Annotated in this window: 14 protein-coding genes; 10 read left to right on the top strand and 4 right to left on the bottom strand. The window is 68.6% G+C overall.

All coding sequences use genetic code 11. From position 1 onward, the window contains the following. The first annotated feature begins 45 nt into the window (after positions 1-45). The 3 genes from BLO63_RS12590 (at position 46) to BLO63_RS12580 (ending at position 4253) form a co-directional block, all read left to right on the top strand. Positions 46-297 carry a hypothetical protein gene (locus BLO63_RS12590; RefSeq protein ID WP_091441010.1) on the top strand — a complete coding sequence of 84 codons (252 nt, stop codon included), beginning with the start codon at positions 46-48 and terminating at the stop codon, positions 295-297. A gap of 164 nt (positions 298-461) precedes the next feature. After that, complete coding sequence (aceA, locus tag BLO63_RS12585) at positions 462-1757, top strand: isocitrate lyase (protein WP_091441007.1); 1296 nt, start codon at positions 462-464, stop codon at positions 1755-1757. A gap of 309 nt (positions 1758-2066) precedes the next feature. Beyond that, entirely contained in the window at positions 2067-4253 is a 2187-nt protein-coding gene (locus BLO63_RS12580) for a malate synthase G (RefSeq protein WP_091441003.1), read from the top strand. Between the two features lie 70 nt (positions 4254-4323). On the opposite strand, the gene BLO63_RS12575 is transcribed toward BLO63_RS12580, so the two are convergent. Beyond that, the gene (locus tag BLO63_RS12575; protein WP_091441000.1) at positions 4324-4938 is read right to left on the bottom strand and encodes a nitroreductase family protein; all 615 of its coding nucleotides are present in this window, start codon (positions 4936-4938) and stop codon (positions 4324-4326) included. Positions 4939-5116: 178 nt separating this feature from the next. On the opposite strand from BLO63_RS12575, the gene BLO63_RS12570 reads away from it, so the two are divergent. The 7 genes from BLO63_RS12570 to BLO63_RS12545 all read left to right on the top strand — a co-directional run bounded on the left by BLO63_RS12570 (position 5117) and on the right by BLO63_RS12545 (position 13582). Then, positions 5117-5437: a GNAT family N-acetyltransferase gene (locus BLO63_RS12570; RefSeq protein WP_018389952.1), complete on the top strand. Its 321-nt coding sequence runs from the start codon at positions 5117-5119 to the stop codon at positions 5435-5437. Between the two features lie 179 nt (positions 5438-5616). Further along, complete coding sequence (locus tag BLO63_RS21350; RefSeq protein ID WP_244517849.1) at positions 5617-8520, top strand: DNA translocase FtsK; 2904 nt, start codon at positions 5617-5619, stop codon at positions 8518-8520. A gap of 258 nt (positions 8521-8778) precedes the next feature. Then, positions 8779-10221, top strand: a complete 1443-nt coding sequence (locus tag BLO63_RS12560) for an NAD-dependent succinate-semialdehyde dehydrogenase (protein WP_091440994.1) — start codon at positions 8779-8781, stop codon at positions 10219-10221. A gap of 218 nt (positions 10222-10439) precedes the next feature. After that, positions 10440-11375 carry a glycosyltransferase family 8 protein gene (locus tag BLO63_RS12555; protein ID WP_091440991.1) on the top strand — a complete coding sequence of 312 codons (936 nt, stop codon included), beginning with the start codon at positions 10440-10442 and terminating at the stop codon, positions 11373-11375. Positions 11376-11419: 44 nt separating this feature from the next. Continuing rightward, entirely contained in the window at positions 11420-12799 is a 1380-nt protein-coding gene (locus tag BLO63_RS12550) for an ATP-dependent DNA helicase (protein WP_244517848.1), read from the top strand. A 54-nt stretch (positions 12800-12853) separates the two neighbouring features. After that, positions 12854-13012 (top strand): hypothetical protein, encoded by a 159-nt coding sequence (locus BLO63_RS21130; RefSeq protein ID WP_162841810.1) that lies wholly within the window; start codon positions 12854-12856, stop codon positions 13010-13012. Between the two features lie 120 nt (positions 13013-13132). Further along, complete coding sequence (locus tag BLO63_RS12545) at positions 13133-13582, top strand: RrF2 family transcriptional regulator (RefSeq protein WP_162841809.1); 450 nt, start codon at positions 13133-13135, stop codon at positions 13580-13582. A 177-nt stretch (positions 13583-13759) separates the two neighbouring features. On the opposite strand, the gene BLO63_RS12540 is transcribed toward BLO63_RS12545, so the two are convergent. The 3 genes from BLO63_RS12540 to exbD all read right to left on the bottom strand — a co-directional run bounded on the left by BLO63_RS12540 (position 13760) and on the right by exbD (position 16590). Continuing rightward, positions 13760-14986: an acyl-CoA dehydrogenase gene (locus tag BLO63_RS12540; protein ID WP_091440985.1), complete on the bottom strand. Its 1227-nt coding sequence runs from the start codon at positions 14984-14986 to the stop codon at positions 13760-13762. Between the two features lie 156 nt (positions 14987-15142). Beyond that, complete coding sequence (locus tag BLO63_RS12535; RefSeq protein ID WP_091440984.1) at positions 15143-16015, bottom strand: energy transducer TonB family protein; 873 nt, start codon at positions 16013-16015, stop codon at positions 15143-15145. After that, positions 16012-16590 carry a TonB system transport protein ExbD gene (gene exbD, locus BLO63_RS12530; protein WP_091440981.1) on the bottom strand — a complete coding sequence of 193 codons (579 nt, stop codon included), beginning with the start codon at positions 16588-16590 and terminating at the stop codon, positions 16012-16014. Before exbD ends, BLO63_RS12535 begins: the two co-directional genes overlap by 4 nt. Positions 16591-16593: the final 3 nt, after the last annotated feature.

The raw sequence follows: 16593 nt of genomic DNA, 5'->3' as shown, positions 1-16593 counted from the left end.
TCGAGTGTTAAATCTTTACACCAGACATTGCAGGGAGGAATTGACATGAGCCCGACCACCCATAGCCAAACCACCTCAGGCGAAGACGAATTCGTCACCATCATCGGCGGCGACGCCGAGGAGATCGGCCAGGTCTTCCGCGACCAGGGGCTGGCCGCCAAGGACTTCACCATCGTTCACCGCATCGGCCGCCACCGCATCGCCATGGCGCCCGGCCAGGACGACATGAGCGCGCTCGTCGGCGCGCTGCTCGGCGGGCGGCTGGTGGCGGCCACCTATGCGCGGCGGCCCCGCTAGGCTGATGGCCGCAAGACCCCGCTTCAAACCGCATGACTTCAGGCTGCCCGACTTCCGGCCGTCCCGTTTCGAGGACGCGCGAAGCGGGTCGGCCGGCGCGGGAGCCGCGCCCTCCTCGGCCCCCGCGTCTCTCTCCTTCCCCGACATCGCTGCAGGAAACGACCATGCTGGACCAGCTTCGCACCACGCCCGACACCTTCCCCGCCCCGCACTGGGCGCCGGAGCGCTGGCGGAACATCCATCGCAGCTACGCCCCCGCTGAGGTCGCCCGCCTCGCCGGCTCGCTGCGCATCGAGCACACGCTCGCGACCAATGGCGCCCGCCGGCTGTGGGAACTGCTGCAGACGCAGGATTTCGTGCCGACCATGGGCACCTATACCGGCATCCAGGCGGTGCAGCAGGTGAAGGCCGGGCTGGAGGCGATCTATCTCTCCGGCTGGCAGGTGGCCGCCGACGGCAATTCGTCCGGCGACATGTATCCCGACCAGAGCCTCTATCCCGTCGACAGCGTCCCGGCCGTGGTCCGGCGCATCAACAAGGCGCTGATGCGCGCCGACCAGATCCAGACCATGGAGCGCGCCGACGGCGCCAAGGGTCCCGAGCACGATTATTTCGTGCCGATCATCGCCGATGCCGAGGCCGGTTTCGGTGGCCAGCTCAACGCCTATGAGCTCACCAAGGCGCTGATCGAGGCCGGCGCGGCGGCGGTGCATTTCGAGGACCAGCTGGCCTCGGAGAAGAAGTGCGGCCATCTCGGCGGCAAGGTGCTGGTGCCCACCCGGCAGTTTGTCCGCACGCTGAACGCCGCCCGCCTGGCCGCCGACGTGCTCGGTGTGCCCACCATCATCATGGCCCGCACCGACGCGGAATCGGCCCGGCTCATCACCTCCGACATTGACGAGCTGGACCGGCCCTTCATCTCCGGTGAGCGCACGCAGGAAGGCTTCTACCGCTACAATGGCGGCTTCGAGGCCGGCATCGCCCGCGCCATCGCCTATGCGCCCTATGCCGACCTGCTCTGGTGCGAGACCTCGACCCCCAGCCTCGACGATGCCCGCCGCTTCGCCGAGGGCGTGCACCGCGTCCATCCGGGCAAGATGCTGGCCTATAACTGCTCACCTTCCTTCAACTGGGCCAAGCACATGGACAAGGCGCAGATGAAGACCTTCCAGGCCGAGCTGGGGGCCATGGGCTACAAGTACCAGTTCATCACGCTCGCCGGCTTCCACAACCAGTGCTTCACCACCTTCGAGCTGGCGCGGCGCTACCGCGAGGACGGCATGGCCGCCTATTCCGAACTGCAGCAGCGCGAATTCGCGGCGGAAGCGCAGGGCTTCACCGCCACGCGCCACCAGCGCGAAGTGGGCACCAGCTATTTCGACGCCATCGCCACCGTGCTCAGCGAAGGCATGAGCGCCACCACGGCGATGCAGGACTCGACGGAAACGGCGCAGTTCTGAGCCCTTGTCACTCCGGGGCGGCGCACGGCGCGCCCGGCGGCGGTTCGGGGAGAGCCGCCGCCGTGGTCCGGCGAAGGCCGGGCGCCCCGGGGGGACGTTTTCGTCATCCCCGGGGGTGAGGCTTTTCATTTTTGCGCTGCAACGCAAACGCCTCACGAAGCGTTGACCCGCAAGGGTTCACCCCTTGCCACGGGCAAAACTTCGACTATGTGCGATGTTGCGCCGCACCCGCACTTTTGTCTATTGGAAAGCACAGCTGTGCCGGACGCTCGCGGCGACCGGCTTTCCGCTCGCGTGAAGGGACCTGTCATGAACTACACCGACCTCGCCGGCCTGAAGGTGGATTCCGACCTTGTCGACTTCATCAACAAGGAGGCCATTCCCGGCACCGGGGTCGAGGTAGAGGCCTTCTGGGAGAGCTTCGCCGGCATCGTGCGCGACTTCGCCCCGCGCAATGCGGAACTGCTGGCCCGCCGCGACGAACTGCAGGCGCAGATCGACGCCTGGCACCGCGCCCACCGTAACAAGCCGATCGATCCCGTCGCCTATGAGGTCTTCCTGGCCGAGATCGGCTATCTGCTGCCGGAGCCGGAAGCCTTCGAAGTCGTCACCGACAAGGTGGATGACGAGCTGGCCCGCATTCCCGGCCCGCAGCTGGTGGTGCCCGTCACCAATGCCCGCTATGCGCTGAACGCCGCCAATGCCCGCTGGGGCAGCCTCTATGACGCGCTCTATGGCACCGACGCCCTGCCCGAGGACAAGGGCGCCAGCCGGTCCAACGGCTTCAACGCCGTGCGCGCCCAGCGCGTGATCGAGAGCGCCCGCGCCTTCCTCGACGACAGCGTGCCGCTGGCCGCCGGCAGCCATGCTGATGTCGTCGCCTATCGCGTGGCGGAGGGTGCGCTGGTCGCCGAGCTCGCCTCCGGCACGCGCACCTCGCTCAAGGACCCCGCCCAGTTCGCCGGCTTCAGCGGCGCGCCCGAGGCGCCGGCCTCGGTGCTGCTGGTCCATCACGGCCTGCATATCGACATCGTCATCGACCGCGCCCACCGCATCGGCAAGACCGACGCCGCCGGCATCGCCGATATCGTCATCGAGGCGGCGGTGACCACCATCGTCGACTGCGAGGACAGCGTCGCGGCGGTGGACGCCCAGGACAAGGTGCTGGTCTATCGCAACTGGCTCGGCCTGATGTCCGGCACGCTCAGCGCCAGCTTCGCCAAGGGCCGCGAGACGGTGGAGCGCAGCCTCGCCGCCGATCGCCGCTACACCTCCGCCACCGGCGGCGAGCTCACCCTGCATGGGCGCAGCCTGATGCTGGTGCGCAATGTCGGCCAGCATATGCTGACCGATGCGGTGCTGGACGCGCAGGGCCGGGAGATTCCCGAGGCCATTCTCGATGCCGCCGTCACCACCCTGATCGCGCTGCACGACCTCAAGGGCACCGGCGCGCTGCGCAACAGCCGCGCCGGCTCGGTCTATATCGTCAAGCCGAAGATGCACGGCCCCGAGGAAGTGGCCTTCGCCGTCGACCTGTTCGCCCGCGTCGAGCAGGCGCTGGGGCTGGACCTCAACACGCTGAAGATCGGCATTATGGACGAGGAGCGTCGCACCAGCGCCAACCTCTCCGCCTCGATCCGCGCCGCCCGCGAGCGGGTGGTGTTCATCAATACCGGCTTCCTCGACCGCACCGGCGACGAGATCCACACCTCGATGGAGGCGGGGCCGGTGGTGCGCAAGAACGAGATGAAGGCGCAGGCCTGGATCAAGGCCTATGAGGACAACAATGTCGATGCCGGCCTTGCCGCCCATCTCGACGGCCACGGCCAGATCGGCAAGGGCATGTGGGCGATGCCCGACCGCATGGCCGACATGATCGCGCAGAAGGTCGCCCATCCGCTGGCCGGCGCCAACACCGCCTGGGTGCCCTCGCCTACCGCCGCCACGCTGCACGCGCTGCACTACCACAAGGTGGACGTGTTCAAGCGGCAGGCGGAACTGCGCCACCGCAAGCGCGCCGCGCGCCGCGACCTGCTCACCATCCCCGTGGTCGACCGCGGCAATTGGGACCCCGCCGACGTGCAGCAGGAGCTGGACAACAACATCCAGGGCATTCTCGGCTATGTCGTGCGCTGGGTCGACCAGGGCGTCGGCTGCTCCAAGGTGCCGGACATTCACGATGTCGGGCTGATGGAAGACCGCGCGACGCTGCGCATCTCCTCGCAGCACGTCGCCAACTGGCTGATGCACGGCGTGGTCACGGCCGAGCAGGTCGAGGAGACGCTGCGCCGCATGGCCAAGGTGGTCGACGGCCAGAACGCGGGCGACCCGGCCTATGTGCCGATGGCGCCGGCCTATGACGGCTTCGCCTTCCGCGCCGCCCGCGACCTGGTCTTCGAGGGCCGCGCCCAGCCCAACGGCTACACCGAATTCGTGCTCACCCGCCGCCGCCGCGAGGCGAAGCAGGCGCAGGCTGAGGCCCAGGCCGCCGCCTGATCCACCCTTCGAGGAAGCGCCAAAAAACGCCAGAGAAGAGGCCGTCCCGGTTCGCCGGGGCGGTCTTTTTTCATGCCTCGGGCGGCGACCAGTGCGTGGTGAGCGCCGCCACATCCGGACGCGGGCGGTCGGCGGGGGCCTCCTTGGCGGTGCCGATATGGAGAATTCCGGCCACCCGCTCGCCCTCCCCCACGCCGAGGATCGCCAGCGCCGCCTTGTGCGTCGCCGCCCAGCCCGTCACCCAGATGCCGTCAAACCCCATCGCCGCCGCGCCGGTCAGCAGGTTCATGCAGACGGCGCCGGCGGAAAGCTCCTGCTCGAAGGCGGGGATGGCGCTGCTCTCCACCGGGCGGCTGACCACCACCACCGCCAGCGGGGCGGGAAACAGCCGCCCCATGATGGCGGCGAATTTCTCCCGCTTTTCCTCAGGCATATGGGTGTTGTTCTCGCGATAGGCCTGCGACAGCCGCGCGCCGATCTCGCCCCGCGCCGCGCCTGAGATGACGATGAAGCGCCACGGCACCAGCATGGCGTGATCGGGCACCCGGGCGGCGATGGCGAGCAGGCGGCGGGTCTGGTCGGCATCCGGCCCCGGCGCATGCAGGCCGGCGGCGGCGACCGAGCGGCGGGTCTCCAGCAGCGCCAGCGCTTCGGGAGTGGACGGACGGCGAGGGGGCGGGGTCATCGGCGCTCTCTTCCCTGCAGGTTGAGCTGCGCTATATCGGACCCAGCCGATAAATTCACCCCGCGCGGCCAAACGGGGGCGACGCTGCACCCGTTTTGGTCGACAATATCCCAAGGCGCCCGCCTTACGCCAAACCGACCTCACGAAACCGAACCGGGCGCCCCCAAGGAGAAAAACCATGAGCATGAACGGCGAAGTCCCAGTGCGGGACAACCGCGCTGCCGACCGCTTCGAGATCGAGCAGGACGGCCAGACCGCCATCGCGCAGTATATTCTCGCCCATGACCACATCATCTTCACCCACACCGAAGTGCCGCCGGAACTCGGCGGGCGCGGGCTCGCCACCAAGCTGGTCGAGGCCGGCCTCGCCAGCGCCCGCCAGCGCGGGCTGGCCGTGGTGCCGCGCTGCTCAGTGTTCGGCCGCTACATGATGAAGCACCCCGAGACGCATGACCTGATGCCGGCGGAAATCCGCGCCACGCTCGGCCTGCCGGTCTGACGCCTGCGCTTCGGCCAGCGGAGAGACGCGCCGGTCCACGCCTTTCGACGCGGGAAATCCCGCCGCTTCATACCGTTCGTTAACGCTGTGCGCCTAACCATATGGCACGGCCGCGACGGCGCCTTTCGCGCATCGTCCGGCAGGCTCAACGGCAGTAGTGGCAAAGGTTCCAGCGTCCCATGCGTAATCCGGCGCGTCCCTCCGATCCGAATGCGGACAAGGCTTCCGAGTCGAAGGCGACCGCCCAGACTCATGTGTTCTCCCGCGCCAACCCGCAGGTGACGCACGCGCCACCGGCGCCCAAGGTGCCGAAGACGGCAGCCCCCGCGCCCCGGCCGCCCGTCGTGGCGCCGCAGCACGAAATGGTGCCGAGCTGGCTGCAGCCCTTCACCATGCCGCCCAATACGCGCTTCACCCGCACGCCGGACTATCTGATGCGCCAGCCGCTGCCGGCGCCGGTGCCGGAAGCGCCCACGACCGCCACCGCCATCGTGGCGCCGCCGCGTCCCTCGCAGACGCCCGTGCTGCGGGTGCCACCGCGCAAGCCGCCGCTCGGCGCGGTGCCGAAGGCGCTGATCGCCGCCCATGCCCGCCGCGCGCTGGGCGCCCAGCCCGAAATCTCGCCCGCGCCGGTCGTCCCCCCGGTGGCCGCGCCCGTTGCGGCCGCGCCGCTTGTGGAAGCCGCACCGTCTCCCGCCGCCACGGCGCCGGCCGTCGCCGCCCGCCCGGTCGCCCCGCCGGTCGCCTCGATGATCCAGTTCGGCTACGACACGCCGCCGGTGATCCCCGTCGCGCGGACGCTTGCGCCGGGCGCGACCTGGGTGCCGGACGAGCAGTTCACCGCCGCCAATGATGTCGCCGCGCACGATGTGATGGCCCCCGACGTAGTGCCCAACGACGTGGCCGATATCTACGACCTCATTCCGCTGGAAGACGGCGCCTATGAGGACGAGTTCCCGGAGGAGGAGCGCCTGCTCGCCGCGCGCTACGGCGCCGTGCGCGACAGCGCGGCCCCGGCCGGGGAGACCGCGCGTCGGGAAATGCCCGCCCAGGCGCAGGAAGGCGCCCCGGAACCCGTCGCCCCTCAATCCGTCTTCGCGGCGGATGACGAACAGGAATTCGCCGGACACGAAGTGGCCGAGGACGAATTCGCCGAACAGGATTTCGCCGACGACGAGGACGACGAGTTCGAGGACGACGCCGACACCGGAGTCGAAGAGTTCTGGGCGGAAGACGCCGCCGCGCGCGACCTCGCGCCCGAGCCTGCCGACGGCGAGCCCCTGATCGAGGACAGCGCCCCCTCGGCCGAGGCGCCGGCCGCGGTGCTGGGCGGCTTCTCCGGCTACAGCGTGACGCCGGCCGAATTGTCGTTCTCCTGGCCGATGTTCGGCATGGTGGCAGTCGCGGCCACGCCACCGGCCCCGGCCCCGGCGCCGATCGCCGCTCCCGCGCCGGCGCCCGCCACTGTAGCGCCCATTGCCGCCCCGGTTGCCGCGCCCGCCCCGGCAGCCCGCGCGCCCCGTCCCGCCCCACGCCCGGCGACCGAGGCACATGACGGCTACGAGCTGCCGCCGCTGGAACTGCTGACCGAGCCGCCGCAGAACGAGCCCGACTACGAACTGTCGGAAGAATTCCTCGACCGCAATTCGGTGAAGCTGCAGCAGGTGCTGCATGATTTCGGCGTGCGCGGTGAGATCATCGACGCCAATCCCGGCCCGGTGGTGACGCTGTATGAGCTGGAGCCGGCGCCCGGCATCAAGTCGAGCCGCGTCATCGGCCTGTCCGCCGACATCGCCCGCTCGATGAGCGCCATCTCCGCCCGCGTCGCCGTGGTGGAAGGGCGCAACGTCATCGGCATCGAGCTGCCCAACCAGCGCCGCGAGACGGTGTGGCTGCGCGAGATGCTGGCGAGCCACGAATTCGAGGCCGCCCGCGCCAAGCTCGGCATCGGGCTGGGCAAGACCATCGGCGGCGAGCCTGTGATCGTCGATCTCGCCCGCATGCCGCACCTGCTGGTCGCCGGCACGACAGGCTCGGGCAAGTCGGTGGCCATCAACACCATGATCCTGAGCCTGCTCTACCGGCACCGCCCGGACCAGTGCCGGCTGATCATGATCGACCCGAAGATGCTGGAACTCTCGGTCTATGAGGGCATCCCGCATCTGCTGACGCCGGTCGTCACCGACCCGAAGAAGGCCATCGTCGCCCTTAAATGGGCGGTGCGGGAGATGGAAGACCGCTACAAGAAGATGAGCCGCCTCGGCGTGCGCAACATTGACGGTTTCAACGCCCGCGTGGCGGAGGCGACCGCCAAGGGCGAGATCATCACCCGCACGGTGCAGAAGGGCTTCGACAAGGAGACCGGCGAGCTGATCGAGGAAGAGGAGATCATGGATCTCGATCCCCTGCCCTTCATCGTCATCGTCGTCGACGAGATGGCGGACCTGATGATGGTCGCCGGCAAGGAGATCGAGGGCGCCATCCAGCGGCTCGCCCAGATGGCCCGCGCCGCCGGCATCCACCTCATCATGGCCACCCAGCGCCCGAGCGTCGATGTCATCACCGGCACCATCAAGGCGAACTTCCCGACCCGGATTTCCTTCCAGGTGACGAGCAAGATCGACAGCCGCACCATCCTCGGCGAAATGGGCGCCGAGCAGCTGCTGGGCCAGGGCGACATGCTCTACATGGCCGGCGGCGGGCGGATTTCCCGCGTCCACGGCCCCTTCGTCTCCGACCAGGAAGTCGAGCGCGTGGTCGAGCATCTTAAAAGCCAGGCGCGGCCGGAATATCTGGAGGAGGTCACGGCCGAGGAGGACGAGGAGGCCGCCGCTGAGGACAGCGCCGTGTTCGACAAGTCCGCCAATGGCGCGCTTGGCGGCGAGGATTGCGGCGATCTCTACGACCAGGCGGTGGCGCTGGTGCTGCGCGACAAGAAGGCGTCGACCTCCTACATCCAGCGCCGGCTGCAGATCGGCTACAACCGCGCCGCCTCGCTGATGGAGCGGATGGAGAATGAGGGCATCGTCGGCCCGGCGAACCATGCCGGCAAGCGCGACATCCTCACCACCCGGCAGGGCTGACCGCCAACGGCCTGACCAACCCACCGCCCCCGGCACGCCGCGCCGGGCGGTACAGGAACGGTGCCCCCGGCACGCCGCGCCGGGCGGTACAGGAACGGGCGCATGCCGGCCTCAGCGCCTGGCTGCGCGGGCCATCTTTGCCCGCCGGCGGGGCGGAAAATTGGATCCAATGCCGCTACGGCAGTCCGTCTAGCCCCTTTCCGTCCGGGGCCGGGGCGATTAGGTATGCCCCAGCATCCTGTCGCGAAAGGTTCGGCCATGCCCCATTCCGTGTCCTACCCCGAGGTCCAGCTCTACATCGACGGCACCTGGCGCGGTGGCAGCGGCAGCGAGCCTGTCATCAACCCGGCGACGGAAGAAGCCATCGGCACCGTCGCCCATGCCAGCCGCGCCGATCTCGACGCCGCGCTCGCCGCCGCGGAGAAGGGCTTTGCGATCTGGCGCCACACGCCCCCGCATGAGCGCTACAAGATCATGCGCAAGGCGGCGGAGCTCCTGCGCGAGCGCCACGAGACGATCTCGACCCTGATGACGATGGAGCAGGGCAAGCCGCTGCCCGAGGCGCGGATGGAAACGCTCGCCTCCGCCGACATCATCGACTGGTTCGCCGAGGAAGGCCGCCGGCAATATGGCCGGCTCATTCCCGCCCGCGCCGCTGGCGTGCAGCAGGCCGTGCACCGCGAGCCGGTGGGCGTGGTCGCCGCCTTCACCCCGTGGAACTTCCCGATCAACCAGGCGGTGCGCAAGGTCTCCGCCGCGCTCGCCGCCGGCTGCGCGGTCATCCTCAAGGGACCGGAAGAGACCCCGGCCAGCTGCGCCGAGCTGGTGCGCGCCTATGCCGATGCCGGCGTGCCGGCGGGCGTGGTCAATCTCGTCTTCGGCGTGCCGGCGGAGATTTCGCAGTACCTGATCCCGCACCCGATCGTGAAGAAGATCTCCTTCACCGGCTCCACCGTGGTTGGCAAGCAGCTCGCGGCGCTGGCCGGCGCGCATATGAAGCGCGTCACCATGGAGCTGGGCGGCCACGCCCCGGCCGTGGTGTTCGAGGATGCCGACGTGGAAGTGGCGATCAAGCTGCTGTCCGGCGCCAAGTTCCGCAATGCCGGGCAGGTCTGCGTCTCGCCGACCCGCTTCCTTGTACATGAGGACCTCTATGCCCGCTTCGTCGACGGCTTCACCGAGGCGGTGAAGGGTGTGAAGGTCGGCAATGGCCTGGACGAGGGCGTGCGCATGGGCCCGCTGGCCAATCCGCGCCGGGTCGAGGCGATGGAAGCGCTGACCGCCGACGCCCTCGCCAAGGGCGCCACCCTGAACACGGGTGGGGCGCGCATCGGCAATAAGGGCTATTTCTTCGAGCCGACCGTGCTCACCGGCCTTTCGGCGGATGCGCGCATCCTCAATGAGGAGCCGTTCGGCCCGATCGTGCCGATCCAGTCCTTCACCTCCACCGAGGCGGTCATCGCCGAGGCCAACCGGCTGCCCTACGGCCTCGCCGCCTATGCCTACACCACCTCCTCCGCCCGCGCCGACGAGTTCGCGCGCCGGGTCGAGAGCGGCATGATCTCGATCAACCATCACGGCCTCGCCCTTCCCGAAGTGCCGTTCGGCGGCATCAAGGATTCCGGCTATGGCTCGGAGGGCGGCACCGAGGCGATGGAGGCCTATGTGAACACCAAGTTCGTCACCCAGCTAGGCGTCTGACGCCGGCATCCTGGCGGCCGTGAGGGAGGCACGACAGCGTGCCCTCCCCTCGCGGCCCTGCCATGGGCCTTGCCGTTTTCAGCCCGGCATCCGCCGACCTCCCGACGGTGACGTTTCGGCGCCACCTTCCATCCGCACGGCAGGTTCTTCACTTTGGCGCATACAGCGGCGCAGGGCGTATCTAGACTACGCTGTTCACCGCCGGCCTTGGAGGCTTGATGCGCACCGCGATCTGCTTACTCACTGACGCAAAGGGCTTTCACCTCACCGAGCACGCGGCGGCGGTTGCCGCCCTTACACAGCAGACGGTGACGGACATCATCGTTTTCTGCCGCGATTTTGTACCGGAGGACCAGGAGAGCCTCACTCGTCTAGGCGCCCCCCTCGGCAAGAACATCCATTACAGATTTCTCTCCAGCGACAGCGTCAAAGCATCGGAGGCCCGTGCCGGCACCAATGCCACCGGCACGGCCAATATGAAGCTGTTTGCGCTCAACGAACTCGCTGCCGATTATCAAAGAGCGCTTTATATCGACGGCGACGTCCTGCTGATGGAGAATATCGATCTGGACAAGATTGATTTTCAAAGCAGGCCGATTGCGGCCGTCTACGACATCGTGGGGTTTGAGGGCATTCGCGGGCACGCTTTTTATCAGCGATGCTCGGAAAGAGGCCGTTCGCCTCACTATTTCAACTCAGGTTTCATCGCCGTCGATTACCCGAACTGGAGCAGTACCTTTCTGAGCCGGTTCGATGAGGAATTCGAGCGACACAAGATATCCTGCGACTACCATGACAATTGTCCGCTGCAGGACCAATGCGTGCTGAACATAATATTCGAGAATAATTGGACGCGGCTTCCGCTGACCTTCAATTGCCAGGCCGCCGCCATGTTTACCGAGAGGTGGAGGAATGCGGCCGTGCGGCACTATGCCGGGCAGCAGAAGTTTCTTCCGCGCAGAAGACACCGCAGCGACACGCTGGAAGTCGCCTTGTTGAACAAGGCGCGCCAGGCGCTGGGCCGTCCGGGCCTCGGCTCGCCGGACCATGACTGGCTGATGCGCCTGAACGGCCTGCGGCACTGGCGCTACACCAGGCGCGTCAATCGGGCGATCACCACGTTCGAGAAGATGCAGGCTGAGGCCTTCGATTAGGCGCCGGCCGGGCCGGAGGCAGGGGGGCTGCCGCGACCTTTCTAGTGGAAAGCACCCTCCTGTGCTCCATTGCGCCGATGAACGACACGGCCAGCCCTCCGATTCGCCCTCCCATCCCCGCCGACGCCTTCGCCGGGCCGCTCGCGCTGGTCGGCTCCGGCGCGCCCGTGGTGATGGTGCTGGGCGGTGCCGGCACGGGGAAGACCACCTTCCTGCACGCGCTGCGCAAACATGGCGGCGGTCGGCAGGCCTTTCTCGCCCCCACCGGCGTTGCCGCGCTGCAGCTCGGCGGGCAGACCATCCACTCCTTCTTCGGCCTGCCGCCGCGGCTGATGGACCCCGACCAGGTACGCCCGCGCACGCAAAAACGCACCCTGATGAAGAAGCTGGAGCGTCTCGTCATCGACGAGATTTCCATGGTGCGCGCCGATGTGCTGGACGCGGTGGACCGCAGCCTGCGCATCGCGCGTGGCAATCCCGAGCCGTTCGGCGGCGTGCAGGTGGTGCTGGTCGGCGACTTCCTGCAATTGCCGCCGGTCGTGCCGATGGCCGAGCGCGAGATCCTCGGCCATCTCGGCTATGAGGGCCCGTTCGCCTTCGACGCCCGCGTGCTGCGCGAGGTGGAGCCGGCGCGGCTGCCCTTCCTCCAGGTCTACCGGCAGACCGACGACGCCTTTGTCGGCCACCTCGCCGAGCTGCGCACCGGCCGCTCCGTCGGCGACGCCATCGCCGCCATCAACGCCGCCTCGCACCGCGACCACCGGGCCGGGCGCACCCCTGTCGTGCTGGCGCCGACCAATGCGCGGGTCGACGCCTATAACAGGCGCGGCATGGAAGCGCTCTATGATGACGGCCGGCTGTTCGAGGGCAAAAGCGAGGGCGAGTTCGACCTCGCCAATGACCGGCTGCCGGTGCCGGAGACGCTGGCGCTCAAGGTCGGGGCGCGGGTGATGACGGTGCGCAACCACCCCGAGCGGCAATGGGTCAACGGCTCGGTCGGCACCATTACCGGCCTCGCCCCGGACCGCGCCTATGTCCGGCTCGACGGCGCCGGCATCGTCGAAATCGAGCGCACTAGTTGGGAGCGCATCCGCTACGACTGGGACGAGGCGACGGGCAAGGTCGCGGCCAAGGTGGTCGGCTCCTACACCCAGCTTCCCCTTGTCCCGGCCTGGGCAGTGACGGTGCACAAGGCGCAGGGCCTGACGCTGGAGGACGTGCGGATCGACTTCGACGCCGGCGCCTTCGCCGCCGGCCAGGCCTATGTCGCGCTCTCGCGCGCCCGCTCGCTGGAAGGCCTGTCGCTGGCCCGACCGCTGCGCGCCTCCGACATCCGCATCGACCGCCGCGTCGCCGCCTTCACCGCCGCCTTCGAGGGCAATGGCAACCTGATGACCGCCGCGCGCGGGCTGGATGACGCGTGACCCTTTACATATTCCTATATGGTCGATAGATTACTATCCAACTGGAGAGTAATCATGAGCCAGACCGGCCTCCGCCGTACCCGCGACAAGCTGCTTTTCGCCTTGGCCTACGGGGCCGTGATCGCCGCCGTGCTGTTCCTGCATCCGGTGCCGGAGACGCGCGACGCCGGCAAGCTCGCCGCCAATGTCGAGACGGGCGCCGCTGCGCGCTGATCGCCGGTCCGGCACTAGCCGAATCGGCGCCGGTCGCTCATTTTGCCGGGAAGGATGGCGGTGCCCGGCTCCGCCCGTCCCTCCCTCAAGCCCGGGGTGCGGCGACATGACGAAGCGGACATGCTGACCAACAAGGGCAAATACGGCCTGAAGGCGATGCTCTTTCTCGCCCGGCTCGAACCGGGTTCGAGCGCCATGGGGCAGGAGATCGCCACCGCCAACAACATCCCGAAGAAGTTCCTCGACGCCATTCTGCTGGAATTGAGGAATGCCGGCATGCTGCGCTCCAAGAAGGGGCCGGGCGGCGGCTATGCGCTGGCCAAGACCCCGCGCGAGATCCGCATCGGCCACATCATCCGCGTGCTCGACGGCCCGCTCGCCCCGCTCAGCTGCGCCAGCAAGAGCGCCTTTGTGCCCTGCGAGGACTGTGAGGATCTGGCGACCTGCTCGGTCCGCATCACCATGAGCAAGGTGCGCGACGCCATGTCGGACATTCTCGACGGCATGTCGCTGCACGACATGGTCGTCTTCGCCCACGCCCCGGATGCCGACCTGATGTACAGCATCTGAGACGACGGGCGGAGAAGCCGAAGGGTCTCCCCTGGGTCCCGGATCGGCGGCGCGCAAGCGCGCCTTGTCCGGGAAACAGCAGAGGGCGCCCGTGTCCCGGCCCAGCACAGGCGAAGCCGGAGTGCCGCGCCGGGACCCAGGATAAGCCCTTCGGCAAAGCCCCTCAGCGCGCCCGGCTCAGAAAAACGCCTGGTGCCCGGTGATGGCCCGGCCGAGGATCAGCGCGTGGATGTCGTGCGTGCCCTCATAGGTGTTCACCGTCTCCAGGTTCACCATGTGGCGCATCACCGGGAACTCGCCGGAAATGCCGTTGCCGCCATGCATGTCGCGGGCGAGGCGGGCGATGTCGAGCGCCTTGCCGCAATTATTGCGCTTGAGCATGGAGATGGTCTCCACCGGCAGCTGCCCCTCGTCGAACAGCCGGCCGGCGCGCAAGGCGAGCTGCAGGCCGAGCGTGATCTCGGTCGCCATGTCGGCGAGCTTCTTCTGGATCAGCTGCGTCGCCGCCAGCGGCTTGCCGAACTGCTTGCGGTCGAGCGTGTACTGGCGCGCGGCGGCGTAGCAGGCTTCCGCCGCCCCCATCGTGCCCCAGCCAATGCCGAAGCGGGCGCGGTTGAGGCAGCCGAACGGGCCCTTGAGCCCGGAGGCGTCGGGCAGCAGATTCTCCTCCGGCACCTCGACGCCGTCCATCACGATTTCGCCCGTGACCGAGGCGCGCAGCGAGAGCTTGTGCTCGATCTTCGGGGTGGTGAAGCCCTTCATGCCGCGCTCCAGCAGGAAGCCGCAGATCTCGTCGCCATGCGCGGGCGACTTCGCCCACACCACCGCGACATCGGCGATCGGCGAATTGGTGATCCACATCTTGGCGCCGGAGAGACGGTAGCCGCCGTCGATCTTCTCGGCGCGGGTGCGCATGCCGGCGGGGTCGGAGCCGGCATCGGGCTCGGTGAGGCCGAAGCAGCCGACCATCTCGCCGGTCGCGAGCTTTGGCAGGAATTTGCGCTTCTGCGCCTCGCTGCCATAGGCGTTGATCGGGTGCATCACCAGCGAGGACTGCACGCTCATCGCCGAGCGATAGCCCGAATCGACCCGCTCCACCTCGCGCGCCACCAGCCCGTAGGAGACATAGCCGAGGCCCGCCCCGCCATATTCCTCGGGAATCGTCGGCCCGAGCAGGCCCAGCTCGCCCATCTCGCTCATGATCTCGCGGTCGAACCGCTCTTCCATATAGGCGGAGGTCACGCGCGGCTGCAGCTTCTCCTGCGCGTAGTCGCGCGCCGTGTCACGGACGAGGCGCTCCTCCTCGGTGAGCTGCGCATCGAAATCGACCGGATCGGCCCAGTCGAACGAGACCTTGGCCGCCTTGGCGGCTACGGTGGGGGCGGCGGACGGCGCGGCACTCATGCACATTCTCCCGGACAGGCCGGCACACTGGGCCGGCCCGCCTCTCTTACAACGTCACGCGAGGACGCGCATCCGGCCTTGTGCGGCAGGGTCGCAAGGTGTCTGCGGGCCGTTTCGCGGGCGCTTCCGAGGCCGGCGCGGCGCCGGGCTCTGGCCTCACCTGAGGCTGAACAGAACCGGCACGGTGAAGGAGATGGTGCTTCCGCCGACTTCCGGCGGCGGCGGCGGCACGGGGGAGGCGCGGCGCAGCATGGCGACCGCCTCCTCGTCGAAGCGCGGATTGCCGGACGAGCCCGCCAGCCGCGCCGAGAGCACCTGCCCCGCCCGGTTGATCGAGAACGTCACCATCGCCTTGCCGGAACCGCTCTCCCCGGCGGGGAAGCGCTTGTGGCGGTGGAGATGGGCCATCAGCCGCGAGCGCCAGTTCGCCGGCACCCGGCTGTTCGAGGACGCGGCGCCCGATGTCGGGGCGGCGATGCGATCGGAATTCTGCGCGTCGAGCGAGGGCGCGGCGGAGGTTCGGGGCGAAGGCGGCTTGTTGCTCTTCTCGCGCTCCTTCGGCTTGGGCTTGGGCTTCGGGCGCTCCTTCGGCGGCTCGGGCTTCTTCTCCGGCGGGGGAATCTCGGACGCCTCCGGCGGGGGCGGCGGAAGCGGCACCTCGATGGTCTCGGCCGGGCTCTCGGTCACCTCAGGCACCGGCTCTTCCACCGGCGGCGGCTCGGGTGGCGGGGTGTCCTCCACCTCCTCGGCCAGCGGGTCCGGGGGAACCTCCTCCTGCACCTCTTCCGGCGCCTCGACCATTTCCGGGCCGGGCGGCAGCTCCACCGGCTGGGCGGCGGGCGCCACCGGCATTTCCGCCAGCTCGATCATGATCGCCGCCGGCTCCTCGGCCGCCAGGATCGGCGGTTCGGTCAGCATGTAGCCGAGCGCCCCGCCATGCACGGCCAGCACCACGGCGCCGCAGACGACCCAGACGCTCGCCTCGCGCAGCCGGTGCCCGGCGCTTCCCCTGACCAGCAGCAGGCTCATGGAGCCGGCACCCCGGATGCGGGGGCGACAGGAGCGGCAACCGCCGGAGCGGGGGCGGCAGCGGGCGCCGCAGATGCGGGAGCGGGCGTGGTCGGCGAAGCACCGGCGGCCGCCGGCACGGCTCCGGGCGCGGGCGGCGCGGCGGGCGCGGGCTGGCTGGTCATCTCGACGCCGACCAGCGCGATCTTGAGATAGCCGGCGGCGCGCAGGAGATTCATCACCTCCATCAGTTCGCCATAGTCCACCGTCTTGTCGGCGCGCAGGAAGATGCGGGTGTCGCGCTTGTTCTCGGTCGTGCGGTCCAGCGTGGCGCCGAGCGACGGGCGCAGAACGTCATCATTGCCGATCGCCAGCACCAGGTCGCTCTTGACCGTGAGATAGACCGGCTTGTCCGGGCGCGGCTGCACCTGCGCATTGGAAGCCGGCAGGTCCACCGCCACATCCACCGTCGACAGCGGCGCCGCCACCATGAAGATGATGAGCAGCACCAGGATCACGTCGATGAACGGGGTGACGTTGATCTCGTGGTTCTCGACCAGATCGTCGGTCTCGGTGCTCTGCAGCTTGGCGCCCATGCT

This window comes from Ancylobacter rudongensis (genome assembly GCF_900100155.1).
In the GTDB taxonomy this organism is placed as follows: Bacteria; Pseudomonadota; Alphaproteobacteria; order Rhizobiales; family Xanthobacteraceae; genus Ancylobacter; species Ancylobacter rudongensis.
This window is presented reverse-complemented; position numbering and strand designations above follow the sequence as displayed.

Bases quoted from the DNA above. Each gene is read 5' to 3' on its own strand.
- BLO63_RS12590 (WP_091441010.1), top strand. From the start codon at position 46: ATGAGCCCGACCACCCATAGCCAAACCACCTCAGGCGAAGACGAATTC.
- aceA (WP_091441007.1), top strand. From the start codon at position 462: ATGCTGGACCAGCTTCGCACCACGCCCGACACCTTCCCCGCCCCGCAC.
- BLO63_RS12580 (WP_091441003.1), top strand. From the start codon at position 2,067: ATGAACTACACCGACCTCGCCGGCCTGAAGGTGGATTCCGACCTTGTC.
- BLO63_RS12575 (WP_091441000.1), bottom strand. From the start codon at position 4,938: ATGACCCCGCCCCCTCGCCGTCCGTCCACTCCCGAAGCGCTGGCGCTG.
- BLO63_RS12570 (WP_018389952.1), top strand. From the start codon at position 5,117: ATGAGCATGAACGGCGAAGTCCCAGTGCGGGACAACCGCGCTGCCGAC.
- BLO63_RS21350 (WP_244517849.1), top strand. From the start codon at position 5,617: ATGCGTAATCCGGCGCGTCCCTCCGATCCGAATGCGGACAAGGCTTCC.
- BLO63_RS12560 (WP_091440994.1), top strand. From the start codon at position 8,779: ATGCCCCATTCCGTGTCCTACCCCGAGGTCCAGCTCTACATCGACGGC.
- BLO63_RS12555 (WP_091440991.1), top strand. From the start codon at position 10,440: ATGCGCACCGCGATCTGCTTACTCACTGACGCAAAGGGCTTTCACCTC.
- BLO63_RS21130 (WP_162841810.1), top strand. From the start codon at position 12,854: ATGAGCCAGACCGGCCTCCGCCGTACCCGCGACAAGCTGCTTTTCGCC.
- BLO63_RS12545 (WP_162841809.1), top strand. From the start codon at position 13,133: ATGCTGACCAACAAGGGCAAATACGGCCTGAAGGCGATGCTCTTTCTC.
- BLO63_RS12540 (WP_091440985.1), bottom strand. From the start codon at position 14,986: ATGAGTGCCGCGCCGTCCGCCGCCCCCACCGTAGCCGCCAAGGCGGCC.
- BLO63_RS12535 (WP_091440984.1), bottom strand. From the start codon at position 16,015: ATGAGCCTGCTGCTGGTCAGGGGAAGCGCCGGGCACCGGCTGCGCGAG.
- exbD (WP_091440981.1), bottom strand. From the start codon at position 16,590: ATGGGCGCCAAGCTGCAGAGCACCGAGACCGACGATCTGGTCGAGAAC.